The organism is Nocardia sp. CA-135953, assembly GCF_050955735.1.
In the GTDB taxonomy this organism is placed as follows: Bacteria; Actinomycetota; Actinomycetes; order Mycobacteriales; family Mycobacteriaceae; genus Nocardia.
The window spans coordinates 6,787,990-6,811,491 of record NZ_CP192082.1; the positions used below are offsets into that span (position 1 = coordinate 6,787,990).

21 protein-coding genes are annotated in these 23,502 nt (G+C 66.4%); 8 read left to right on the plus strand and 13 right to left on the minus strand.

Features of this window, described 5'->3' with window-relative positions:
* The first annotated feature begins 104 nt into the window (after positions 1-104).
* A complete protein-coding gene (locus tag ACQPXH_RS30895; protein WP_433599949.1) occupies positions 105-1,406 on the plus strand; it encodes a glycosyltransferase 87 family protein in 1,302 nt (433 codons plus the stop codon).
* Positions 1,407-1,670: 264 nt separating this feature from the next.
* Here ACQPXH_RS30895 and ACQPXH_RS30900 read toward each other — a convergent pair whose 3' ends face one another.
* Both ACQPXH_RS30900 and ACQPXH_RS30905 read right to left on the minus strand, forming a co-directional pair.
* Positions 1,671-2,969 carry a M18 family aminopeptidase gene (locus ACQPXH_RS30900; protein ID WP_433599950.1) on the minus strand — a complete coding sequence of 433 codons (1,299 nt, stop codon included), beginning with the start codon at positions 2,967-2,969 and terminating at the stop codon, positions 1,671-1,673.
* Positions 2,970-3,279: 310 nt separating this feature from the next.
* On the minus strand, positions 3,280-3,705 hold the full coding sequence (locus ACQPXH_RS30905; RefSeq protein ID WP_433599951.1) for a MarR family winged helix-turn-helix transcriptional regulator: 426 nt from the start codon (positions 3,703-3,705) through the stop codon (positions 3,280-3,282).
* Positions 3,706-3,754: 49 nt separating this feature from the next.
* Between ACQPXH_RS30905 and ACQPXH_RS30910 the strand changes: the two genes are divergently transcribed.
* Positions 3,755-4,831 (plus strand): substrate-binding domain-containing protein, encoded by a 1,077-nt coding sequence (locus tag ACQPXH_RS30910; RefSeq protein ID WP_433599952.1) that lies wholly within the window; start codon positions 3,755-3,757, stop codon positions 4,829-4,831.
* Between the two features lie 908 nt (positions 4,832-5,739).
* On the opposite strand, the gene purQ is transcribed toward ACQPXH_RS30910, so the two are convergent.
* Together purQ and purS are read right to left on the minus strand one after the other, a co-directional pair.
* Positions 5,740-6,408: a phosphoribosylformylglycinamidine synthase subunit PurQ gene (purQ, locus tag ACQPXH_RS30915; protein ID WP_433599953.1), complete on the minus strand. Its 669-nt coding sequence runs from the start codon at positions 6,406-6,408 to the stop codon at positions 5,740-5,742.
* Positions 6,405-6,641, minus strand: coding sequence for a phosphoribosylformylglycinamidine synthase subunit PurS (purS, locus tag ACQPXH_RS30920; RefSeq protein WP_433599954.1), 237 nt, complete (start codon positions 6,639-6,641; stop codon positions 6,405-6,407). Before purS ends, purQ begins: the two co-directional genes overlap by 4 nt.
* A 95-nt stretch (positions 6,642-6,736) precedes the next feature.
* Between purS and ACQPXH_RS30925 the strand changes: the two genes are divergently transcribed.
* Positions 6,737-7,381, plus strand: a complete 645-nt coding sequence (locus tag ACQPXH_RS30925; protein ID WP_433599955.1) for an MBL fold metallo-hydrolase — start codon at positions 6,737-6,739, stop codon at positions 7,379-7,381.
* Between the two features lie 91 nt (positions 7,382-7,472).
* Here ACQPXH_RS30925 and ACQPXH_RS30930 read toward each other — a convergent pair whose 3' ends face one another.
* A complete protein-coding gene (locus ACQPXH_RS30930; RefSeq protein ID WP_433599956.1) occupies positions 7,473-8,837 on the minus strand; it encodes a dipeptidase in 1,365 nt (454 codons plus the stop codon).
* Between the two features lie 232 nt (positions 8,838-9,069).
* On the opposite strand from ACQPXH_RS30930, the gene ACQPXH_RS30935 reads away from it, so the two are divergent.
* On the plus strand, positions 9,070-10,482 hold the full coding sequence (locus ACQPXH_RS30935; RefSeq protein WP_433599957.1) for a glutamate decarboxylase: 1,413 nt from the start codon (positions 9,070-9,072) through the stop codon (positions 10,480-10,482).
* A 115-nt stretch (positions 10,483-10,597) separates the two neighbouring features.
* On the opposite strand, the gene ACQPXH_RS30940 is transcribed toward ACQPXH_RS30935, so the two are convergent.
* Positions 10,598-11,299, minus strand: coding sequence for a DUF2334 domain-containing protein (locus ACQPXH_RS30940; RefSeq protein ID WP_433599958.1), 702 nt, complete (start codon positions 11,297-11,299; stop codon positions 10,598-10,600).
* Positions 11,300-11,402: 103 nt separating this feature from the next.
* On the opposite strand from ACQPXH_RS30940, the gene ACQPXH_RS30945 reads away from it, so the two are divergent.
* Entirely contained in the window at positions 11,403-11,693 is a 291-nt protein-coding gene (locus tag ACQPXH_RS30945) for a hypothetical protein (RefSeq protein ID WP_433599959.1), read from the plus strand.
* A gap of 260 nt (positions 11,694-11,953) precedes the next feature.
* On the opposite strand, the gene ACQPXH_RS30950 is transcribed toward ACQPXH_RS30945, so the two are convergent.
* Positions 11,954-14,197: a S9 family peptidase gene (locus tag ACQPXH_RS30950; RefSeq protein ID WP_433599960.1), complete on the minus strand. Its 2,244-nt coding sequence runs from the start codon at positions 14,195-14,197 to the stop codon at positions 11,954-11,956.
* A 183-nt stretch (positions 14,198-14,380) separates the two neighbouring features.
* Here ACQPXH_RS30950 and ACQPXH_RS30955 point away from each other — a divergent pair, with 183 nt between their 5' ends.
* Both ACQPXH_RS30955 and ACQPXH_RS30960 read left to right on the plus strand, forming a co-directional pair.
* Positions 14,381-14,872 (plus strand): hypothetical protein, encoded by a 492-nt coding sequence (locus ACQPXH_RS30955; RefSeq protein ID WP_433599961.1) that lies wholly within the window; start codon positions 14,381-14,383, stop codon positions 14,870-14,872.
* Between the two features lie 42 nt (positions 14,873-14,914).
* Positions 14,915-15,949 (plus strand): DUF2330 domain-containing protein, encoded by a 1,035-nt coding sequence (locus tag ACQPXH_RS30960; RefSeq protein ID WP_433599962.1) that lies wholly within the window; start codon positions 14,915-14,917, stop codon positions 15,947-15,949.
* A 2-nt stretch (positions 15,950-15,951) separates the two neighbouring features.
* Here the strand turns inward: ACQPXH_RS30960 and ACQPXH_RS30965 are convergent, their stop codons facing one another.
* The 5 genes from ACQPXH_RS30965 to ACQPXH_RS30985 form a co-directional block, all read right to left on the minus strand.
* A complete protein-coding gene (locus tag ACQPXH_RS30965; RefSeq protein ID WP_433603633.1) occupies positions 15,952-16,881 on the minus strand; it encodes an alpha/beta hydrolase in 930 nt (309 codons plus the stop codon).
* 175 nt (positions 16,882-17,056) lie between these two features.
* Positions 17,057-17,479 carry an HIT family protein gene (locus tag ACQPXH_RS30970; RefSeq protein WP_433599963.1) on the minus strand — a complete coding sequence of 141 codons (423 nt, stop codon included), beginning with the start codon at positions 17,477-17,479 and terminating at the stop codon, positions 17,057-17,059.
* Positions 17,480-17,500: 21 nt separating this feature from the next.
* Positions 17,501-18,922, minus strand: coding sequence for an adenylosuccinate lyase (gene purB, locus ACQPXH_RS30975; RefSeq protein ID WP_433599964.1), 1,422 nt, complete (start codon positions 18,920-18,922; stop codon positions 17,501-17,503).
* 83 nt (positions 18,923-19,005) lie between these two features.
* Positions 19,006-19,644 carry a TetR/AcrR family transcriptional regulator gene (locus tag ACQPXH_RS30980; RefSeq protein WP_433599965.1) on the minus strand — a complete coding sequence of 213 codons (639 nt, stop codon included), beginning with the start codon at positions 19,642-19,644 and terminating at the stop codon, positions 19,006-19,008.
* Between the two features lie 141 nt (positions 19,645-19,785).
* A complete protein-coding gene (locus ACQPXH_RS30985) occupies positions 19,786-20,952 on the minus strand; it encodes a pyridoxal phosphate-dependent aminotransferase (RefSeq protein WP_433599966.1) in 1,167 nt (388 codons plus the stop codon).
* A gap of 126 nt (positions 20,953-21,078) precedes the next feature.
* Here ACQPXH_RS30985 and ACQPXH_RS30990 point away from each other — a divergent pair, with 126 nt between their 5' ends.
* Positions 21,079-22,053, plus strand: coding sequence for a M23 family metallopeptidase (locus ACQPXH_RS30990; RefSeq protein ID WP_433599967.1), 975 nt, complete (start codon positions 21,079-21,081; stop codon positions 22,051-22,053).
* 85 nt (positions 22,054-22,138) lie between these two features.
* Here the strand turns inward: ACQPXH_RS30990 and purD are convergent, their stop codons facing one another.
* The gene (purD, locus tag ACQPXH_RS30995) at positions 22,139-23,410 is read right to left on the minus strand and encodes a phosphoribosylamine--glycine ligase (RefSeq protein WP_433599968.1); all 1,272 of its coding nucleotides are present in this window, start codon (positions 23,408-23,410) and stop codon (positions 22,139-22,141) included.
* Positions 23,411-23,502: the final 92 nt, after the last annotated feature.

Here is a 23,502-nt window from a genome sequence, read left to right on the forward strand (position 1 = left end):
GGGCGACCGCTCGCATCGACCGGTCGTCCGGATCGTCGGTTTTCGGGCCCGGATGCCTCGGGTCGGCACACATCGCGCGAGCTCGCAACCGCTACGCTTTGGCCGTGAACGATCGATCGGGGGTCGCGGATCCGGCCGAGCAGCCCGTCACCACGCAGAACACTCGGCTCGAACTCGACTCGGATGTCTCGCCGCGATTCTCGTTGTCGAACCCGCAGGTGCGCTGGCTGTTGATCGCCGTGGCGATGTTCGCCGTATCGGCCATCGTCTCGCTGGTGGTGCACTGGTGGAACGGATACATCGATCTCCAGGTCTATCGCAACGGTGCGCGCGTCTGGCTCGACGACGGCGAGTTGTACGGACCGATGCCCCCGGTCGAGGGGATCGGGCTGCCGTTCACCTATCCCCCGCTGGCCGCCCTGTTCTTCGCACCGCTCGCGCTGATGCCACTGCCGCTGGCCGAGGTGCTGGTGACCGCCACCTCGGTGCTCAGCCTCGGCATCACGCTCTGGTTGGTGCTCGCGCGGTTACGCCCGAGCCTCGAGCGGCGGACGATGCTGGCGCTGGTCATCGGTATGGTCGCGGTGGCGCAGACTTCCGAACCGATCCGGGCGACCTTCGGCTTCGGCCAGATCAATCTGGTGCTGATGGCCGCGATCACCATGGATTGCCTTGTCCGCAAACCGTTCTGGCCGCGCGGCATGCTCATCGGCATCGCGGTCTCGGTGAAATTGATTCCGGCCGGATATCTGCTGTACTTCCTGCTGCGCCGGGATTGGAAGGCGGCGGGCACGCTGATCGTCTCCGCGATCGTCGCGGTCGGACTCGGATTCCTGCTGTTTCCGAGCGATTCGGCCGAGTACTGGTTCCACACGCTGGCCGACACCGGCCGCATCGGCCCGCCGTACTTCGCGGGCAATCAGTCGATCAAGGGCTTGGCCTTCCGCCTCGGCGTCTCCGATTCCCTGGCCACCCTGATCTGGATCGCCCTGTCGCTCATCGCGATTGCCCTCGCCGCGGTGTGGATGCGCCGCCTGCTCGAAGCGGGACAGCAGGTCGCCGCACTGATGGTGAACGCTGCCGCGGTACTGCTGGTGTCCCCGGTTTCCTGGTCGCACCACTGGGTTTGGATCGCCCCCGCCATCCTGGTCGCCGCCGACGCCATCGCCCGCGGCACCCGCAATCGCTGGTTCATCGGCTCCGTCGCCGCCTTCACCGTCCTATTCATGATCGGCCCGCAATGGCTCCTGCCGCATTCGAAAGACCTGGAACTCGGCTGGGCCTGGTGGCAACAGATCATCGGCAGCAGTTACGTCCTCGCGACTCTTGCGGTGTTCGTGGTTGCCGTCGTCACCTACCACCCGACCAAACCCGCGATACCCGAGACATCCGGCGCCGCAGTCTGATCAGCGATCGCCCGCCTCGCCTGCACCGGCGCGCACATCGGAGATCCACCCCCGCCGGGTAGGCGTGTCGCAATTCTGCTGCCGACGTTGCCATTGGCGCCGGACCTGCCGAAACGCCGCAGGCCCGCATCGAGACGCTGGACCCGATCGCGGAGTATCGCAGCACGACTCGCCGATACCGGCCGCACGTGCTCGACAGTTGATGGGCAAGCTCTGTGGGCGCTCACGGGGTGTGAAACCTGATAGCGGGGAACTCCGCAGCACCTACCGGTCGAGCGGTGCGGGGGTCAGGAACGCGGCGAGCGCGGCGGCGTACGCCGAAACGTCTGCCGCGCCCATGATTTCGCGAGCCGAATGCATAGCCAGCTGCGCAGCGCCGACATCGACGGTCGGCATGCCCGTGCGGGCGGCGGTCATCGGTCCGATGGTGGAGCCGCAGGGGAGATCGGCCCGGTGCACGTAGCGCTGCAGCGGGACCTCGGCTTGGGCGCAGGCCAGGGCGAAGGCACCCGCACCCGCGGCGTCGGTGGCGTAGCGCAGATTCTGGTTGACCTTGAGTACCGGGCCGCCGTTGACCTCGATGCGGTGGGCGGGCTCGTGCCGGTCCGGGTAATTGGGATGGGTGGCGTGCGCCATATCGCCGGAGGCGCAGACGGATCCGGCCAGCGCGGCCAGGTATTCGGCGCGGCCGCCACCGCGTGCGAGCACGATCCGCTCCAGCACCGTCGGCAGCAAATCGGACTGCGCGCCGCGATCGGATTGACTGCCGACCTCCTCGTGATCGAACATCGCCAAAACCGGAATGGCCGCACCTGGTTCCTCGACCGCCGCGAGGAATGCGTTCAATCCGGCGTAGCAGGTGCCCTGATTGTCCAGGCGCGCCGCGCTCACCAGATCGCGATCGCGGCCCACCAACCGGCTCGGTGCCAGATCGTGGGTCATCAGCTCCCAGCCGAGTACCGCCTGCGGATCGACCTCGGCACATTCGGCGACGAAATCGAGGAACGAGCGCGGCTGCGCACCCAGACCCCAGATCGCATTGACGTGCCGCTGCGGATCAAGCGTGACACCCCGGCGGTCCTCCGAGAGATGTATGGCCAACTGCGGCACCCGCAGAATCGGTTCATCGATGCGAACCAGCTGGTCGCGCACCGCATTTCCGTCGCGCACGCTGAGCCGTCCGGAGATCCCCAGTTCCCGGTCCAGCCACGAATTCAGCCAGGCGCCGCCGTAGGGCTCCAGCCCGACCAACTGCCAGCCCGCCGCGGCCAGATCCGGATACTGCTTCACCCGCAGATTCGGACTGTCGGTATGCGCACCGACCGCTCGGAACGGCGTCACACCGCCGGAATCGGCAGTCGCCCATGCGACCAGCGAACCGCCGCGCACGACGTAATGGCGGCTCGGCCCATCCGATGGCCACGGCGCCGACTCCGCGAGCGGGGTGAAGCCGTTGGCGTCCAGTTCCCGCGCGACCGTCCGGCACACGTGGAACGGCGACGGTGAATCGTCGATGAAGGCGCACAGTCCGGCGGCCGTGGCTGCGGTAGTGGGAACGGGCATGCCTGCGATCCTATGCAGACCTCGCGCAGACCTCGAGATCCGTCTCGATCAGACCCCGCACGTGCTCCTGTGCTTCGAGCGGTGGTTTGTCCGGGCTCGATAGCGATCGAGCGGGCAGTCCGCTCGCCGGGAATCACCGCCGCGGCGGCGGAGTACAACTCGGTCCAGTCGTACTACCTCGAATACCGGAGCACGATAGTGCGGTCTATTCGGAACATAACCGAAGGAATGGAAATTACGCGCCCACACCGGCGCAACCGGACATTCATAGGCTTAATTCATCCGACGACTGAGGCTGTACCGATTTGAACTACCCCGCGGAAACGAGTTCGAGCAAACGCATCAGCTCGGCATAACGCCGCGCACCGATACGCGAACGCAACTCCTGCTCCGCACGCTCCTCCTCGGTGCGCACCGCGTCGACCAGATCCGAACCGAGTCTGCTCAGGCCGATCAGGATGCGGCGGCGGTCGTCCTCGGCGGCGACACGGAAGATCAGGCCGCGCTCGGCGAGTGCGTCGGCGTGCCTGGTCGCCGAGGACGGCGGTAGCTGTGACCTCGCCGCGAGCTCACTCATGGTGACCCCGAACTCGGTGGACAGATTCGACAGCATCGACCATTGATCGGCCGTCAGCTGCCTGGCGCACAGGGCGGAGTCGAGGTGATCCAGCCAACGCCGTTCCGCGGCACGCAGCGCACCATGCAGCGTGGAATATCCGCTTACAATGGTCGTCATTATTTCCTGCCTGCCATGAATTTCGCTCGAACGAGAAGAAGAGTACCGAATGTCAGCGTTCGGCGAGAGCCCAGACGGCACGATCGAGATCCTGAACATAGTTCCGATGCAGGGACCGGGCGGTATCGTCGCGGCGTCGTGCGATGCGGCGATTTCCCTCGCGGTCGACGAAATCAATGCTGGAGCCGGTTTTCTCGGTCGCGAAATTCGTACTACGAATATCGATGGCGGCCGGAATCCGCGCGAGGTCGCCGATGAGGTCTCCGCGTTGCTCGCCACCGGAATGGTGCACGCGATCACCGGCTGGCACACCTCGGCGGTGCGATTGGCCGTCGCGCGGGCCAATGCCAGCCGGGTGCCCTACCTTTTCGCCACCGGACACGAGGGCCTCACCAATGAGCTACCCGGGGTGCTGATGCTCGGGGAACATCCGGCGGGTCAGACCCTGCCCGCCGTGCACTGGCTCGAGCGTGAACACGGCGTGCGCCGTTGGGCGATCATCGGCAACGACTACATCTGGCCGCGCGAATCGGCCAAGGCGGTGCGCCGCAGTCTGGCCGATCCGAGTGCCATCGTGCTGGAGCGATTCGTGCCGCTCGGCGCACCGGACTTCGGTGAATTCCTCAGCGATCCCGCATTGGACCAAGCCGATGCCGTCATCATCCTGATGGTCGGCGCGGATGTCTCCCGCTTCAACCAGCAGTTCGCCGCCACCGGACGCGCCGACACGCTGCTGCGCATCAGCCCGGCCGCCGACGAGAACGTCCTGCTGACCGGTGGTCCCGCCGCCAACGACAACTTCTACGTGGCATCGAGCTTCTTCGTGGACCCGGACACCGACGACGGCCGCGACCGACTCGCTCGCTACCGCCGCCTACACGGCACCTTCGCACCCGCACTGACCAGCTTCAGCAATATGAGCTACGAGGCGATCCACACCCTGCGCGCGATCGGCGAGACGGTCGGATCACTGGCCGTACCCGAGGTACACGCGGCGCTCGATCAGGGTGTGCAACTCGAAACACCTGGCGGTTCCCGATCTTTCGTCGGAAACCAGGCGCAGCAGCACGGCTATATCGCGCTGGCCGACGGCGTCGATTTCCACATCATCGCCCGGATCACTTGACTGACGCCCCGACCGGCGGCATCCGATGCGAGCGCATCAGGTCCCCAACACCCCGTCATCACCGACCACCACAGAACGAGTTTTACGAGCGACCCGTTCGCCGCCCGTCTCACGCCCGAGCCGTCGAAGCGCACACGCCGAAGGCACGGGATTCGGACCATCCGATGCGAATGCATCAGGTCCCCAACACCCCGTCATCACCGACCACCACAGAACGAGTTTTACGAGCGACCCGTTCGCGGCCCATCTCACGTCCGAGCGGGCCGAGCACATATGCCGCACACAGGATTCGACCATTCGGGCGCGGCATACATCAGGCGCCGAACGACCCGCCATCACCAACCACCACGAAGCGAGATGCTTACGAGCGACCCGTTCGCGGCCCATCTCACGTCCGAGCGGGCCGAGCACATATGCCGCACACAGGATTCGACCATTCGGGCGCGGCATACATCAGGCGCCGAACGACCCGCCATCACCAACCACCACGAAGCGAGATGCTTACGAGCGACCCGTTCGCGGCCCATCTCACGTCCGAGCGGGCCGAGCACATATGCCGCACACAGGATTCGACCATTCGGGCGCGGCATACATCAGGCGCCGAACGACCCGCCATCACCAACCACCACGAAGCGAGATGCTTACGAGCGACCCGTTCGCGGCCCATCTCACGTCCGAGCGGGCCGAGCACATATGCCGCACACAGGATTCGACCATTCGGGCGCGGCATACATCAGGCGCCGAACGACCCGCCATCACCAACCACCACGGAGCGAGTCTTACGAGCGACCCGTTCGCGGCCCGTCTCGCGTCCGAGCCGTCGAAGCGCATGCGACGAAGTCGCGAGTCTCGACGGCTCGGACGCGAGACACCAGGGGCCGCGAACACGCCGCGGCCACGCGGCCAAATTATAGAGCGTCCAGTACCGAGAGGAACAGGCCGAGGCCGTCGTCACTCGGGCCGGTCAGCGGCTCGGTGGCGTGCTCGGGATGCGGCATCAGGCCGACGATCCGGCCATCGGCCGAGGAAATGCCCGCGATATCGCGCTGGGAGCCGTTCGGATTGTCGCCCGCGTAACGGAAGACCACCCGGCCCTCGCCCTCGAGCTCATCGAGCACGCTCTCCGACGCCTGGTAGCGACCCTCGGCGTTCTTGACCGGGATGAGGATCTGGGCGCCGGGCTCGAAGCGCGAGGTCCATGCGGTATTCGCGGTTTCGACGCGCAGCCATTCGTCACGGCAGACGAAGTGCAGACCCTCGTTGCGGGTCAGCGCACCGGGCAGCAGACCCGCCTCGCACAGCACCTGGAAACCGTTGCAGATGCCCAGGATCGGCAGCCCCTTACCCGCGGCCTTGACGACCTCGCCCATCACCGGGGCGAACCGGGCGATGGCACCGGCACGCAGGTAGTCACCGTAGGAGAAGCCACCCGGCACGACCACCGCGTCGACCTGCTTCAGATCGGCATCGGCATGCCACAGGCTTACCGCCTCGGCGCCCGCCAGTTTCACCGCCCGAGCCGCGTCGACATCGTCGAGCGTGCCCGGAAAAGTAATTACCCCGATCCGGGCGGTCATGGGACGCGCACGACCTTCCAGTCCTCGATCACAGTGTTGGCGAGCAGCGCCTCGGCGATCTGCTCGAGCTCAGCGTCGCTGACACTGTCGTCGACATCGAGTTCGAATCGCTTGCCCTGCCGCACATCCGAAACTCCGGCGAATCCCAGGCGCGGGAGCGCGCCGGCGATGGCCTGACCCTGCGGATCCAGGATCTCGGCCTTCGGCATCACCTCGACCACGACTCGTGCCACGCGTTGCTCCTCAGGTGGTGTTGGGGTTACCTGAGCAGCGTAGTTGTCCAGCTTGTCCGAGCTACGGTCGGGGTCGAGTCAAATAGCATGGCCCCATGCGCATAGCCCACTTCGGCCACTCCTGCATCCTCGTCGAATTGCACGGCAAGAAGGTGCTGTTCGATCCGGGCACCTTCTCGCACGGCTTCGAGGGCATCACCGGCCTGGACGCCATCGCCGTTACCCATCAGCATCCCGACCATATCGATCCGAGCCGGATCGAGGCGCTGCTCGACAACAACCCGAATGCGCGCCTGTTCAGTGATCCACAGACCGCACAGCAGCGCGGCGAGCCGTGGGAGCCGGTGCACGCGGGCAATGTGATCACCCTCGGCGATCTCCAGATCACCGGAGGCGGCGGCAGGCACGCGGTGATCCACCCCGAGCTCCCGGTGATCGACAACACCGTCTTCCAACTCGGCACCCCGGACGATCCGGCCCAACTCGTGCACCCCGGCGACTCACTGTGGGTGCCACCGGTACCGGTCGGCGTCCTCGCCATTCCAGCATCCGCACCGTGGATGCGCATCAGCGAGGCCGTCGACTACCTGCGCGCAGTCGCTCCCCGCACCGCCTTCCCCATCCACTTCGGCATCATCCAACCCGAAGCCCAAGGCATCTACTTCGGTCGCCTATCCGAAATGGGCCCCACCACCACAGAATTCACCATCATCCCCCCCGAGGCCCACCGCGACCTCTAAAACCTCGGACTGCTGATCACCATGTATCCCTGGCGGCAAATGTCGAGAGGGTCCGCCATGGATGCATGGTGATCAGGTGTCCAACGCCGGCTCAGTGGATCTGTTCGGCGTAGGTGGTGAGGAAGAGGGCCTCGGCGAGGGCCATGTGTTCGATTTCGGAGGGGGCGACGCTTTCGTTGGGGGCGTGGATCAGGCATTTGGGTTCTTCGACGCCCAGCAGCATGATCTCGGCGTGCGGGTAGGTGGCGGCGAAGACGTTGCACAGCGGGATCGAGCCGCCCTGGCCCTGGGTGGTGGTCGGGCGGCCGTATGAGGCGGTGAGTGCGGCTTCCATGGCGGTTCGAGCGGGACCGCCGCTGGCCGATCGGAACGGTGCGCCGGTCGACTCGGTTTCCACGGAGAGTTCTGCACGCCACGGCGTATGCGCACGCAGGTGCGCGGTCAGCAGTTCCAGCGCCTGGTCGGGATCGGTGCCCGGCGGAATGCGCAGGTTGAGCCGGGCTCGCGCGGCGGGCTGGATGGCCGCCGCCGAGCCGACCACCTTCGGCGCGTCGATACCGAGCACCGTCAAAGCCGGTCGCGCCCAAAGCATATCGGCGACCGTGCCGTCACCGATGAGTTCGACGCCGCCGAGTACGCCTGCGTCAGCGCGGAATTGGTCCTCCGAGTACTGCACACCGGTCCAGCTCTGATAATTGGGCAGTCCGGCCACCGTGGTGTTGCCGTGTTCGTCGCGCAGGGAGGCGAGCAGGTGGACGAGCGCGGCGAGCGCATCGGGGGCCGGACCGCCGAACATGCCGGAATGCATTGGCCCGGCCAAGGTTTCGATGGTGACGACAACGTTCACGCTGCCGCGCAGGGTCTCGGTCAAGGTCGGCACCCCGATCGCGAAATTGCCGCAGTCGCCGATCAGAATCGCATCCGCGCGCAGCAGATCCGGATTCGCCTCGACGAATTGTTCGAGTCCGCCGGTGCCCTGCTCCTCGGAGCCCTCCGCGACCAGCGTCACCCCGAGCGGCAGTTCCGCGCCGAGGGCCCGCAGCGCGGTCAGATGCATCACGATATTGCCCTTGCAGTCCGCACTGCCGCGCCCGTACCAGCGGCCGTCCTTCTCGGTCAGCTCCCAAACCGGAGTGCGCCAGGCATCGTCGTCGAGCGGCGGCTGCACGTCGTAGTGGCAGTAGAGCAATACCGTCGGCGCACCGTTCGGCGCGGGACGCGAGGCGATGACGGCCTTACTGCCGTCGGGAGTTTCGTGCAGACCCACCTTGGTCAGACCCGCCCCGGCGAATGCGTCGGCCACCCATTGCGCGGTCCGGTCGCACTCCTCCAGCGGGAACTGCCGGGGATCGGCCACCGACTTGAACGAAACCAGTTGGGTGAGATCGGTTTTCGCCTGCGGCATCAGCGCGGCCACCCGCTGGCGCAGCGCCGCGGTGCGGGAGTCGTCGATCATCTGCGAAACCTCATTTCAGATCCGATCCGGCACAGAAGCGGCCGACCGCCCGCCGCCCGCCAACTCTGGCATGAACCGCTCGGTGCATACCGAGAACTCAGCCGACCGATCGGTCTGTGTCGTCCGGTTCGGAACACCCGAAAATCCGGTCGCCGCTGTGACATGCTGAAACGTCGACGCTGGTTGCCACTGTTCGGCAAACATCACGCGATCCATATTCGGAGGCGATTCGATGACAGAAGGACTGGAGCCCGACGACCTATTCGCTCTGCCGGGCCTGCGCCGGTCGGCGCCGAAGGCCGGATTTCCGATCAACGAGTTGTTCCCGCAGGTCGCCTACGAGATCGTGCACGACGAGTTGATGCTCGACGGCGTCTCCCGGATGAATCTGGCGACGTTCTGCACAACCTGGGTGGACGACCAGGCGCGCAGGCTGATGAACGAATCCCTGGACAAGAACATCGTCGACAAGGACGAATACCCGCAGACCGCCGAATTGGAACGTCGGTGCGTGCGGATGGTCGCTGATCTGTGGCATGCGCCGGATCCCGCAGGCACGCACGGCACCTCCACCACCGGCTCGAGCGAGGCCGCGATGCTCGGCGGTCTGGCCGCCAAATTCCGCTGGCGCAAGCATGGCGGCACCGGAACCCCGAATTTCGTCTGCGGCCCGGTTCAGGTGTGCTGGGAGAAGTTCGCGCGCTATTTCGATGTCGAGATACGGCAGATTCCGCTGCGCGGGGACCGGCTGACCATGCATCCCGACGACGTCGCCGCCTACTGCGATGCGCGCACCATCATGGTGGTGCCGACCTTCGGGCAGACCTACACCGGTCTGTTCGAGGATGTCGCCGAGATAAGCAAGGCGCTGGACCGGCTGCAGGAGGTCAGCGGCCTGGATATCCCCATCCATGTCGACGCCGCCAGCGGCGGATTCCTCGCGCCGTTCACCGCACCGGATCTGATCTGGGATTTCCGGCTGCCGCGGGTCAAATCGATCAATGCCTCCGGCCACAAGACCGGGCTCGCGCCGCTCGGCTCGGGCTGGGCGATCTGGCGCGAGGCCGCCGATCTACCCAAAGAGCTGATCTTCGATGTGGATTACCTCGGCGGCAGCATGGCCACCTTCAATCTCAACTTCTCCCGCCCCGGCGGGCAGGTGATCACCTCGTACTACGAATTCATTCGGCTCGGCCGCACCGGATACGCCCGACTGCAGTCCCAGCTCTACCACGTCGCCCAGCATCTGGCCGATGGCCTGCTGAAACTCGGGCCGTTCGAGATGATCCACGGCGGCGATCCACATCGGGGCATCGCGGCGGTGTCGTGGCGACTGACCGAGGATGTCGGCTTCAATCTCTACGAACTCTCGGATCGGCTGCGGACCAGGGGTTGGCTGATCGCCGCGTATCCGCTGCCCGCCGACCGCGAGAACGAGACGATCATGCGCGCACTGGTTCGGCACGGGTTCAGCATCGACATGGCCGACCTGCTGCTCGCCGATATCGCGCGCAGTATGGCGCAACTCGAAAAGCATCCACAAGCCAAACCGCTCACCCGCGAGGAAGCGGGCGGATTCACGCATAACGCGACCGCGGCCGTCCCGAGCGAGCAGGCCGAACCCGTTCGATCGAGCCGCGAATAGCGCTGGCGCAGCGTCGATTACGCCGCGCGCCGCCGCCCGGTCACGCCATTACGGGCGGCGGCGCCTCGTGCGGGCGGTGCCGACCACACCCCTGCACGGCTTCCGGCGGACCCGATCAGGCCGCCTTGACGGCAGCGAACGGCTCCCAGCGGTACACGTCGCTGGCCGCGCCGTGGAATAAAGCGAGATCGACCGCGTCGAGCATCGCCTGCCGCGGACCGGAACGGCCGAGCTGAGCGGCGGAAACGGCCAGCCGCAGCACACCGCCGCGACGCGCGGTCCTGGCCGCGCCGAGCACCAGGGCGCGACACCACCAGGGCTCGGTGCGGAAACCCTCGCCCATGCCGTAGACCCGCGCCTTCTGAGCGATATTGCGCTCGAGATCGAGAATCGAGGTCAGCCCGAGCGCGAGCCGGAAACCGGCCTCGGGCAACGCCTCGATGGCACCCGCCGAGGCATCCCAGCGCGGCGCCGCGAACAGCCGGGTGCGCAGTTCCACCTGCTCGAGCACTCGATCCGCCGCGGTCAGCCGCAGGCGCGCCTCGTGCCGGGGCAGGGCGGCGAATTCCGCTCGGCGCCGCTTGGTCGCCGCCTGGTCGTAGCCGTGCAGCACGATCGCATCGCCGCGGGTCCGCCGACCGCGCAGCCACGACTGCGTCGCCGGATCTTCCACGAGCCGGTAGCCACCCTTCAACCGGGGCGCGACCAGCAGTGAAAGCCGCACATCGCGGCGATCCATTTCGGCCGCGAATTCGATAGCCGCGTCCCGAGTGGTGTCCCGGATCCCGGAAATCGACACGATCAGCTCAGCGTTCATGGCCTTACGGTGCCAGCCGCAGATGTACTAGGCGTGCAGGTCGGATGACCCGCCGACGAACACTGCGTTCCACCCGCGGCACATCTGCCCTAGGATCTCCGGCGTGAAGACAGCCCTGCTCAGTGTTCTGTCGGTTCCACTCCTGCTCATCGCACCGGCTACGGCGCTAGCCGATCCGGGCGACCCCCAGATCTTCAGTCAAGACGAAACATGCACGGCCACACAGGGATTCGTCAACCAGGTACGCGGCAAGACTCCCGACGCGACGCCGGATCAGATCGCCGACGCCTACATCGCGATCATGGATGCGAACGGCGCATACCAGGGGATCGAGCAATTCCGCGACAGCGATCGCGCGACGTTCCTGGACAACATGCGCACCTGCGGCCTCTGATTTACCACCGCTCCCAGTGCAGTACCTGCGCCCTCGGCACCCGGACCGCCGGTTCGAAGTCGGTGCCGAGGGTGTAGGCCAGCGGAATGAACGCCGCGAGCGTCACCTTGTCGTACGGAATCCCGAGTGCCGCAGCGAATTCGCGCTCCAGCGGACCCTGCGCGCTGGTCCAAGTGGTGCCGGCCAGCTCACGACGCTGCTCGGCAAACTATCGGTACCCGCCGGGTGAGCGGCCGGGGTGAACCGGCCGTGCACGGAAGCTACGCATCGGCCAGGCCGAGGGTGTCGAGCACCCAGGCGTATTCGAAGGCGACTTCCTTCCACTTCTCGTAGCGGCCGCTGACGCCGCCGTGGCCCGCGCTCATTTCGGTCTTGAGCAGCAGCGGTGTGTCGCCGGTCTTGGTGGCGCGCAGTTTGGCGACCCACTTGGCGGGTTCGACATAGAGCACGCGGGTGTCGTTGATGCTGGTGATGGCCAGAATGGCCGGATAGTCCTTGGCTTCGATGTTCTCGTAGGGCGCGTAGGACTTCATGTAGTCGTAGACGTCCTTGTCCGTCAATGGATTTCCCCACTCGTCCCATTCGATGACGGTAAGCGGCAGGGACGGGTCGAGGATCGAGGTGAGCGGGTCGACGAACGGTACGTTGGCCAGGATGCCTTTGAACAACTCGGGTGCCAGGTTCGCTACCGCACCCACCAGCAGGCCGCCCGCACTGCCGCCGTCGGCGATGACGCGGTCCGAGGAGGTTATGCCGGTATCGATGAGATGCCTTGCGCAGCAGACGAAATCGGTGAAGGTGTTCTTCTTGGTGAGCGTCTTGCCGTGCTCGTACCAGAGCCGCCCCATTTCACCGCCGCCGCGCACATGCGCCACCGCGAACACCATGCCACGGTCGAGCAGCGAAAGCCGCGATACCGAGAACGACGGATCCATACTGGCCTCGTAGGAGCCGTATCCGTACAGCAGCAGCGGTTTCGGCCCCTCGGGCAGACCCTTCTTCCGCACCAGCGAGATCGGAATCCGGGTGCCGTCCGCGGCGATCGCCCAATCCCGGTGCTGCTCATAGTCGTTCGCGTCGTAGCCGCCGAGTACCGGCTGCTCCTTGCGCAGCAGCAGCTCACCGGTGGCGGGCACATAGTCGAAGACCTGCATCGGCGTGATGAACGAGGTCAGCCCGATTCGCAGCGTCGGCTGCTCCCACTCCGGATTGGCGCCGGAACCGACCGCGAAGAGTTCCAGATCGAATTCGAGTTCGCGCCGCTCGCCGTAACCGGATTCGGTCAGCGGCCAGATGGCGACGCGGGTCAGGGCTTCGCGCCGGTAGCTCAGCACCAGATGACTGGCGAACGGATCGACATCCTCGAGCCGCACATCGTCGCGATGGCCGATCAGCAGCGTCATATTCGACGGATCCGATACCGGCGCCTCGGCGAGTACGAAGTTCTCGGCCTTCACCCCGTCCACGACATCGTTGTGCAGGATCAGGAAACGGTCCTCGCCGCCGACCACCGCATGCTCCGCGGAGTACTCGACGCCATCGCGGCGCGCAATGATGACCCGGAAATCCCCTTCCGGATTATCGGATTCGAGCACCCAGCCCTCGGTGGTGATCTTGGAGCCGACCCAGATCATCAGGTACTTCTCCGAGCGCGTCGCGCCGATGCTCACCCAGTAGCGCTCATCGGACTCGTGGAAGACCTTGACGTCGTCGTCCTTGCCCGTACCGAGTCGGTGCCGCCACACGGTGTCGGGCCGCCAGGATTCGTCGACCGTCTGATAGAAGACATGGGTGCCGTCCAGCGACCAGGTCGCACCGGGTGCGGTGCCGGCGATCTCGTCGGCGAGCACCTCGCCGGTGCGCAGATCCTTGAAGCGCAGCAGATAGCGCTCGTCACCGCTGGTGTCGACGGAGTACGCGAGCAGGTTGCCGTCATGGCTGACCGAGAACGCGCCAAGCGCGAAGAAGTCGTGGCCCTCGGCGACCTGGTTGCTGTCGAGCAGCACCTGCTCCCCGGGAATCTCGGTATCGACCTCGAGCTGCGGCGGAGTCCAGGCATCGATACCCTCGGCCGTATCTATTGCGGCGCTCGCGGGGCGCTCCGTGGTTACGCGAGCTGCCTCCCCCGCGCCCGTCGCTCCCGCCGGGGCAACGATGGGACAGCGGCAGTGCACGCCGTACTGCTTGCCCTCGAAGCTGCGCGAGTAATACCAGTACTCGCCCATCCGAGTCGGCACCGACAGATCGGTCTCCTGGGTGCGCGACTTGATCTCGTCGAAGATCCTGTTCCGCAGCCCGCCGAGATGGGCGGTCTGCGACTCGGTGTAGGCGTTCTCGGCCTCGAGATAGGCGATGACCTCGGAGTTTTCCTTGTCGCGGAGCCACTCGTACTCATCGATGAAGACATCGCCGTGGTGCACCCGCTCGGTGCGCACCGTCTTGGCGACCGGCGCCGTCACATCACCCGAACCGGCGAGCGTTCCGATTCCACTATCGAGAGCCATGGGCACCACCCTACTGTTCGGGCCGCGCACCGCCCGCCGCTCGCAGGATCTCGTCGAGTACCGCGCCGGTGCAGGTCGGTCATGGCCTGGTCGATGCGCCTCACTACCGGGATCTACTCGCTCCTCGGCCAGCTTGTCCACCAGGAACGGTGTCGCCCGCTCGTTCGGTGTGCCGTCCTCGTCATGGATGCACGGCAGCAGCTGGCTGACGGTATCGCTGCCGATGCCCGCGGCGAACCAGGTGCGGATCGCACCGGACTGCTATCCGCCTGTCGCCGGGCGACCCGCAGTTCAATATGTACGAGGCCGATCCGGCACCGCTGTACCGCACGCTGGTGGCCGAGTTGGATCGCCGCGACCTGGCGCTATCTGTATCTGACCGACAACGACGACTATCCGGCCCTGGCCGATCCGCGGCCGCGCTGGCACGGCACGCTGATCGCGAATATCGGTGAGAACCGCGAGCCGACCAGCGCGATCGAGGCCGAGGCGGTGCTCGGGCTCGCCGATCTGGTGTCGTTCGGACGCGCGTTCATCGCCAATCCCGACCTGGTGGAACGGATTACGCACGATCTGCCGCTGGCTTCGATCCGCGAAGAGCTGCTCTACGGGCGCGAGGCGGCTGGGTACGGCGACTATCCGAGCTGGGATTTGCGCGAAACGCGGTGCGCCTGACGGTCCTGCCGCATGGCCGCGCAGCCCATTAGGCTCGCGGCCATGCGTGCTGTTCACCTGCTGGCCGTCATCGGAATACTGTTCGCCACAGCTGGAATCGGCGCGCTTGCACCGGCTTCCGCATGCGCGTGCGGCGGGGTCGCCAATCGGCCGGGTCACTTGGCGTCGGTGCGCGAGGAGACGGCGCTGGTCAGCTGGGACGGTCGGCGGGAGACCGTGCTCATGCGGCTCGCGCTGAAATCCGGCACCGATCAGGCAGCGCTGATCGTGCCGACACCGAAGCCGGCAACCGTCGCGGGTGGCTCCGCCGCGACCTTTACCGAACTGGCGGGCTTGACCGCACCCAAGGTCATCACCCAGCGTCGATGGTTCGGCTCGGGTTCCAGCGACTCCGCGGGCGATGGCGCAATGAGCGCTGCCGGTGGCGGCCCGACCGTCCTCGACCGCGTGCAACTCGGCCCGCTGGAGGCGACCACCCTGTCCGGCGGCAACCTGGATGGCATTCGAAAGTGGCTGAGCGACAACGGCTACGAGATGCGCCCCGAGGTGGTCAGCACCCTGGAGCCGTATCTGCGCGAGGGCTGGTCCTTCGTCGCTATGCGCCTCACCAGCGCCCAACCGCTCGACGGCGCAATCGATCCGGTGCGCCTGACCTTCGATTCGGATCGGCTCGTGTATCCGATGCGCATGTCGAGTGCCGCCGAACAGGCCCAGTACGTGCACCTTTACGCGCTGAGCGAGCATCGCGTGCGACGCGCCGATCCCGATGCCACCGCACAGAGCGTGCACGTCGATTTCGCGGGCCGGGTGGCCACATCGGATCCAGAACTCGCGCCGGTGACGACGAATGGCCGCAACTACCTGACCGAACTGCGGATTTCGATCGATAACCCCGCGGATATCCACTCCGACTTCGCCTTCGAGGCCGATGCCAGCGACGCGGAGGTTTACCAGACGATCCACCGAACCGAGAACGTCGAGCTATTCGGCGCGCCCGCGGGCATTGTCATTCTCGGCACGGTCTTCCTGGCCGCGATCGTCGTGGTGTTCGCCATCGTCCGCGTGCTGCGGGCCTGACCTCAGGCTCCGATGGCCGGACCGATGGTCGGCCAAGAGGCGTGCAGGGTGTCCTGCCAGTAGGACCAGGAGTGGGTTCCGGTCGGGCTGTAATCGACCTCGGCCGGGATGCCGAGGGAACGCAGCCGCTGTTCGAACGAGATGACGCAGTTGTTCACGCCGACCTCGACCGGGCCGCCGAGGACGATGTTCTCGCCCAGTTGGGGTTTGACCTCGGCCTCGTGCGGACCGGGTATACCGGTGCCGGTGGAGAGATAGATCGTCTTGCCGCGCAAGCGATCCGCGAGCGCCGCCGCATCGTGTTCGGCCCAGGCCGGGCTGCCGGGACCGCCCCACATATTCACCGGGTCGCCGCCGCGGTTGGCGATGGAGAACATCACCGCGCCCATGGCCAGAGTTGTGTCGGGACAGGCGCTGTAGCCCGCGATCGCCCGGTACAACTCGGGATGGCGGGCGGCGAGGATGAAGGCCGCGTTGCCGCCCATGGACAGACCGCCGATGGCATTGACGCCATTGCCGTATCGGGCGTCGATGATCGGCGGCAACTCCTCGGTCAGGAAGGTTTCCCACTGGTAGCGGCCGAATTTGGGATCGTCGCGCTGCCAGTCGGTGTAGTAGCTGGCCTGGCCGCCGACCGGCAGCACCACATTGACGTTCCTGCCCCGGAAGAAGGATTCGGCGTCGGTGGCATTGGTCCAGGTGCTCTGGTCGATGCCCGGATCGAGGCCGTCCAACAGGTAGAAGGACGGATGCGAGTCGCCGCCCGCCGGGTGCAGAACATCGACCTGGATGATCCGTCCCATCGATGGCGATTCGATGAACAGCGCCGAGCGCGTCGTGCTCGGTTCATCGATCCGATTGATCCGTGCGGCCGATGCCGTGCCCGGCTCGACGAGCATGGGCACCGTCAGTGCGGTCGCAAAGGCGAGCACCGCAACAGCAATCTTCGTTCGCCGCACGAACCTACCTCCGTCACCGCATGACAATGGCCTTCAACGTAACTCACGTCGAGACGTTGGAGAAGAGATTCGTTATCCGGCGTTTCCGCGGCAAACCTTCCGGTAGGTAGTAACTTTCACGGCAGTCGCAGCCCGGACCGGCGACGGCTCAGCGTTCGAGCGCACCGCGGATCGAACTCGCCAGATAGTCCAGGTCAGCGCGGTGCGGGCTGGTCGGCCGCCCACGTAGTCCGAACCCGTCACCCGGTGTCCGCGGAATGACGTGCAGGTGCACATGGAACACTTCCTGACCTGCGGTCACTCCGTCGGCCAAGAAGAAGTTGACGGCATCACAGCCCACCTCGCTGTTCCGCAGCGCCCCCGCCAATTTCTGCGCCACCTGGAACAACTTCCCCCCGACCGCCGGATCCAATTCCGCCAGACTCCGTGCCGCCACCTTCGGCACCACGAGTAAATGCCCTGGCGTCATGGGCCGAACATCCATGAACGCCATCACATCATCGTCCTCATACACCCGGCTGGCCTCGGCCCGCCCAGCCACAATGTCGGCAAAGATCGTGTACGGATTCACGCCGATCACTATGGCCGATCGCTAGAGGATCGGCGAGGGGGTGTAGCGAGCGGCGTCGGGGTACTGGTCCACCAGCTTCTGGACGGCGGCGACCACATCGGAAACCTGGGCTTCGGCCGCGCCGATGAAGGCGGACTTGTCGGCCAGGGCGGCGTCCAATTCGGCGCGGTCCAAGGGGAACCGGGAGTCGGCGGCCAGGCGGTCCAGCAGGTCGGGTTCGCGACCCTGTTCGCGCATGGCGAGGGCGACCGCTACGGCGTGTTCCTTGATTACCTCATGGGCGGTTTCGCGGCCCACCCCAGCGCGCACGGCGGCGATGAGCATGCGGGTGGTGGCGAGGAAGGGCAGGTAGCGGTCGAGTTCGCGGGAGATGACGGCCGGGTACGCGCCGAATTCGGTGAGCACGGTGAGGAAGGTTTCGATCATGCCGTCGATGGCGAAGAAGGCGTCCGGCAGCGCGACACGACGCACCACCGAGCAGAAGACATCGCCCTCATTCCATTGCGCGCCAGCGAGTTCGGCGGCCATCGAGGCATAACCGCGCAGCACCACCTGCAGGCCGTTTACGCGCTCGCAGGAGCGGGTGTTCATCTTGTGCGGCATCGCGGAGCTGCCGACCTGGCCGGGCTGGAAGCCCTCGGTGACCAGCTCGTGGCCCGCCATCAGCCGGATGGTGTGCGCGAACGACGACGGACCCGCACCGACCTGTACAAGCGCCGACAGCACATCGTGATCGAGCGAGCGCGGATACACCTGGCCGACGCTGGTCAGCACATTCGCGAAACCGAGATGCCGCGCGACCTGCTGCTCCAGCGTCGCGAGCTTGGCCGAGTCGCCGCCGAGCAGATCGAGCATGTCCTGCGCGGTGCCCATCGGACCCTTGATACCGCGCAGCGGGTAGCGGTCGATGAGCTCCCGCAGACGGGTCAGCGCGATCAGCAGCTCGTCGGCGGCGGAGGCGAACCGCTTGCCGAGCGTGGTGGCCTGGGCGGCGACATTGTGCGACCGACCCGCCATCACCCGCGCGTGGTACTCGGCGGCCCGCTCGGCCAACCGCGCCGCCACCGCGACACCGTGCGCGTGCACATGCTCGAGCGAAAGCCGGATCTGCAACTGCTCCACATTCTCGGTGAGATCGCGGCTGGTCATGCCCTTGTGCACCTGCTGGTGCCCGGCCAGCGCATTGAATTCCTCGATGCGCGCCTTCACGTCGTGGCGGGTGACCCGCTCACGCTCGGCGATCGAGGCGAGATCCACCTGATCGATGACCCGCTCGTAGTCGTCGATGACGCCGGCGGGCAGATCGATGCCGAGTTCGGACTGCGCCCGCAACACCTCCAGCCACAGCCGCCGCTCGAGCACGATCTTGTTCTCGGGCGACCAGAGATGCACCAACTCGGGGCTGGCGTATCGGGTGGCAAGGACGTTCGGGACGAGGCTCATGACTTCGCCTCGCTAGCGCTCGGCTCCGTCATACGCCTGGGCGCTGTGCCTTTGGTTCGCTCGCTGCGCTCTCTCACGTCCAGTCAGTCTAGTGTCCGGAACCTGTCGACCAGCTGCGGTGTCGCGGGCGCGACGATATCGATGACCTCGAGCAACGCACCGCGCGCCATTCGCCTTGGCTCCGGGTCCATTTCGCTCAGCGCCGCCACCACGGCCCCGTCGACCACCGCGACCATCCTGCGCAACTGCTCCGGCCGAACCGCCCGATCGGAGCGGCGCAGCACATCGGCGAGCAGCTCGTCCAGCTGTGCCCTTAGCCGGAGCTGGACTTCCCGCAGTTCCGGATGCCGCGCCGAGGCCACCGAACGCTCATAGCGCGCGATGAGCTGCCCGCGTGCGCCCTCGTCGTTTCCGTCCGACCCCACCAGCAGGTCCAGCACCAGGTCGACGGTCGCCTCCGCGCCGCGTCTGCGGTGGCTCACCTCGCCGACCCGGCGCCGCATCGCGTCCAGCTCCGCATTGCCGCTGAATTCGACCGCTCGCGCGATCAGATCATCGAGCGACTCGAAGTAGTACGTCGTCGACGCCAGCGGAAGGTCGGCGCGCGTTGCGACCGAGCGATGCCGCACCGCATCGAATCCGCCTTCGAGTAACAACTCGGCGGCGGCCGCTACCAAAGCCTGGCGACGCCGTTCGCCTTTCGGGGTCGTCGCGGTTATCACCGTGCCATCGTGCCAGTCATCATCAGCTCATCCGTGCGAAATCAGAGGAAACCCAAAGAGTGAAAGCCGAGCCATCGTTGTTTTACCGCATCTGCTCGTTAATGGTGCCGAACTGTGCAAACTTGTTGTCGGACAGCATGATCAACCACGCAGGTAGTGACCCAGCCGAACGAGTGCCGCCTCGATGTCCGCGGTAGCTCCGGCGAAGGAGAACCGTACCGTCCGGTGACCCGCCGCGGTATCGAAGTCGATTCCGGGGGCCAAGGCGACTCCGGTGTGGTCGAGCACCTCGGCACACCACTTCCGGGAATCGTCGGTGAGGTGGCCGATATCGGCGTAGGCGTAGAAGGCGCCGTCGGCCGGGGCCAGTTCGGTGATGCCGAGCTTGGGCAACCCCTCCAGCAGAAGTTGCCGATTCACCGCGTAGCGCCGGACGTGACCGTCGAGTTCCTCCTTGGCCTCGGCGCCGAACGCGTGCAACGCCGCGAACTGCGAGACCGCGGGCGGACACACGGTCATATTGGACGCGAGTCGCTGCAGCGCGGGACGCAATCCGCTCGGCGCCAGCATCCAACCGAGCCGCCAGCCGGTCATCGAGAAGTACTTCGAGACCGAACCGATGACCACGGATTCGCGCGAGGTCTCCCAGGCCGATGATGTCCGGCCGCCGCTGAGGCCCTGGTAGGTGATGCCGTGGTAGATCTCGTCGGAGATCAGCAGGGTGTCGTGCGCATCGCACCAGCGGGCCAGCGCGGCGAGTTCCTCCGGATCGATCATGGTGCCGGTCGGATTGGCCGGACTGGCCACGATCAGGCCCGCGGGCGGCTCAGGGAGCGCCTCCAGCATGGCGACCGTCGGCTGGAATCGAGTCTCCGCGCCGCAATCGAGTTCGATGACGCGACAGCCCAGGGCAGTGAGGGAGTTGCGATAGGCCGGGTAGCCGGGCCTGGCCACCACGACGGTGTCCCCGGCGTCGAATGCGGCCAGGAAGATGAGGGTGAACGCACCGGAGGAGCCGGTCGTCACCACGACGTCATCGGGTTCGACGGCGTATCTGTAGGTATCGCGGTGGTGTTCGGCGATCGCCTCGCGCAGCGGCAGAATGCCGAATGTCTCTGTGTAACCGAGCAATTCGGAATCAATCGCCGTCTTCGTCGCGCGCAGCACCGGGGCGGGCGCTGGCGTCGAGGGCTGCCCGGCCGCCAGCACCAGCACATCGCCGTGCGTCCTGGCCCGTTCCGCGGCAGCTTTCCAGACATCCATCACGTAGAAAGGTGGAATGGTCGACCGGCGAGATTCTCTGGACACCCGACGTACGGTAGACGGTCCCGCACGTCGGGTGTGCGCCGATGCTCGGCTTTTGCCGGACCGAAATGCGACCCACCCGTGGTTCGTCATGTGCACGGCACGCGGCCCGGGTTATGGTCGGCGTTAATGCTTGACAAGGCGCGCCGTGTGCGGCTGGACCGAGTACCCGGGGTGGGTGGCATCGGTGTCATACCCCCCGATTGGCGTGCCGAGTTGCGCGAACGGCGCGAATCCGAATTGCGTGGGTGGGCGCGCGAGGTGCTCGGCGAGTGCAAGGACGGCCTGGTCTGGCTGCGTCGACAGCCACCGCCCGACCTGCACGCGCTGTGGGAGGACCGACCCAAACCCGACTATCGCGCGCTATTGCGGCGGCACCGGATCCTGATCGCGGGCCTCTGCGTCACGGCCGTATTCGCGGCCGCCGATTCCACGGTCACCTGGACCGTCACCGATCGCACGCCCGGCCCGGACGAAGCGCAACGCGTCGCCTTCGCCTATCCACAGCAGACGCAGTCGACACCGCCGTCGGTGAAGCGCTATCTCAATGCCATCGCCAACGGCGAGCGCATCCGTGAGCAGGAGGTGGTCGCCGCGGCGGCCCGCGCAACGCTGGAACGTGCCAAAGCCGAGGCGGCCGCGGCCGTGTCCGGTGAGTATCAGCCGTGGATGGCGGGCAGCGCGCCGGTCACGACGGGTTCGGCGCTGCCCGGCATCACCGGCATGGTGTTACCCACACGCGGCACCTTCACTTCCGGATTCGGTTCGCGCTGGGGCACTTTCCACAACGGCATCGATATCGCGGGGCCGATCGGTACCCCGATCTATGCCGTCGCCAGCGGCACCGTCATCGATGCGGGACCCGCGCAGGGATTCGGACTATGGGTGCGGATCCGGCACGATGACGGCAGCATCACCGTCTACGGCCATATGTACGACTTCTTCGTTTCGGTCGGCGAGCGCGTTCCGGCGGGTATGCAGATTGCTCGCATGGGTAACCGTGGTGACTCCACCGGGCCGCATCTGCACTTCGAGGTCATCGTCAACGGGCAGCACGTCGACCCGCAGCAGTGGTTGGCGGTGCACGGGCTCACGTTCGGTTGAGTTTTTGGCAGCGCCTTCGGCGCGGCGGGTTCGCGGCTCTGTTTTTGGCCGCGTGGCCGCGGCGTGTTCGCAAGAGTCAAATGAGTCAAACAGAAATGCGGTCCTCGACGGCGGCGAGACCGATGTCGGTGCGAAAGTGGCTGCCTGGCAACTTGATCGAGGCAATTCGGTCATAGGCGTGTGCGCGGGCCTCGGCCAGATCCGCGCCGATGCCGACGACGCTCAGCACCCGACCGCCCGCGGAGATCAGGGCCCCGTCTTCGCGCAACGCGGTTCCCGCATGCAGCACGGCGGACGAGTCGTCGGTATTGCCCTCGCCCGCTCCGGTGATCACGTCACCGACGCGGGGACGACCCGGATAGTTCTCGGCGGCGATCACGACCGTGACCGCCGAACCGTCGCGCCAACGCGGCGCGGCGAACTCGGCGAGGGTGCCGGTCGCGGTGGCATTCAGCAATTCACCGAGCGGGCTTTCCAGCAGCGCGAGCACCGCCTGGGTCTCCGGATCGCCGAAGCGACAATTGAATTCGACGACGGCGGGTCCGTCCGCACCGATCGCCAGACCCGCGTAGAGCAGTCCGGAGAAGCCGCAGCCACGCCGCACCAACTCCGCGGCAACGGGCTTCACGACGTCCTCGACGATCGCGGTGACCGTCTGCTCCGGCAACCACGGCAGCGGCGTATAGGCACCCATACCGCCGGTATTCGGCCCGGTGTCGCCGTCGCCGACGCGCTTGTGATCCTGCGCGGGCAGCAGCGGCACCACGGTCTCGCCGTCGACCAGGCAGAACAGCGAAACCTCAGGTCCGTCCAGGAAGGATTCCAGCAGCACCGGATGGCCCTGCTCGAGCAGTTCGGCACCGTGATCGCGAGCCGCGTGCCGGTCGGCGGTCACCACGACGCCCTTGCCCGCGGCCAGACCGTCGTCCTTGACCACCCAGGTCGGGCCGAACCGATCGAGCGCGGCGTCGAGTTCAGCGGGGTTGTCCACAATCTCGCTGTGCGCGGTGCGGACCCCGGCGGCCGTCATGACGTCCTTCGCGAACGCCTTCGAACCCTCGATGCGCGCGGCCGCAGCGGACGGACCGAAGCACGCGATACCCGCGGCCCGGACCGCGTCGGCGACGCCGAGCACCAGCGGCACCTCGGGACCGATCACCACCAGGTCCGCGTCCAGGTCGGTAGCCAGCGCGACAACAGCCTCCGCGGAGGACTGATCGACCGCTCTGACCTGCGCGTACTGGGCGATCCCCGCATTGCCCGGCGCAGCGAACAGCGCGGTCACCGCGGGGTCCCGGCGCAGCGCCAGGACGAGGGCATGTTCACGGGCTCCGGAACCGATGACGAGTACGCGCACGGGCAACAGCTTAGGTTGTTGCCAATGGTGGCTCCCCCGGCTCCCCGGAACTTTGCCGGTCGTTGGGTGCGTCGTAACTTCGTCCGCGGACC

Bases quoted from the DNA above. Each gene is read 5' to 3' on its own strand.
- ACQPXH_RS30900 (WP_433599950.1), bottom strand. From the start codon at position 2,969: ATGCCCGTTCCCACTACCGCAGCCACGGCCGCCGGACTGTGCGCCTTC.
- ACQPXH_RS30950 (WP_433599960.1), bottom strand. From the start codon at position 14,197: ATGGCTCTCGATAGTGGAATCGGAACGCTCGCCGGTTCGGGTGATGTG.
- ACQPXH_RS30960 (WP_433599962.1), top strand. From the start codon at position 14,915: ATGCGTGCTGTTCACCTGCTGGCCGTCATCGGAATACTGTTCGCCACA.
- ACQPXH_RS30955 (WP_433599961.1), top strand. From the start codon at position 14,381: ATGGATGCACGGCAGCAGCTGGCTGACGGTATCGCTGCCGATGCCCGC.
- ACQPXH_RS30925 (WP_433599955.1), top strand. From the start codon at position 6,737: ATGCGCATAGCCCACTTCGGCCACTCCTGCATCCTCGTCGAATTGCAC.
- ACQPXH_RS30930 (WP_433599956.1), bottom strand. From the start codon at position 8,837: ATGATCGACGACTCCCGCACCGCGGCGCTGCGCCAGCGGGTGGCCGCG.
- ACQPXH_RS30905 (WP_433599951.1), bottom strand. From the start codon at position 3,705: ATGACGACCATTGTAAGCGGATATTCCACGCTGCATGGTGCGCTGCGT.
- ACQPXH_RS30910 (WP_433599952.1), top strand. From the start codon at position 3,755: ATGTCAGCGTTCGGCGAGAGCCCAGACGGCACGATCGAGATCCTGAAC.
- purQ (WP_433599953.1), bottom strand. From the start codon at position 6,408: ATGACCGCCCGGATCGGGGTAATTACTTTTCCGGGCACGCTCGACGAT.
- purB (WP_433599964.1), bottom strand. From the start codon at position 18,922: ATGAGCCTCGTCCCGAACGTCCTTGCCACCCGATACGCCAGCCCCGAG.
- ACQPXH_RS30990 (WP_433599967.1), top strand. From the start codon at position 21,079: ATGCTTGACAAGGCGCGCCGTGTGCGGCTGGACCGAGTACCCGGGGTG.
- ACQPXH_RS30935 (WP_433599957.1), top strand. From the start codon at position 9,070: ATGACAGAAGGACTGGAGCCCGACGACCTATTCGCTCTGCCGGGCCTG.
- ACQPXH_RS30940 (WP_433599958.1), bottom strand. From the start codon at position 11,299: ATGAACGCTGAGCTGATCGTGTCGATTTCCGGGATCCGGGACACCACT.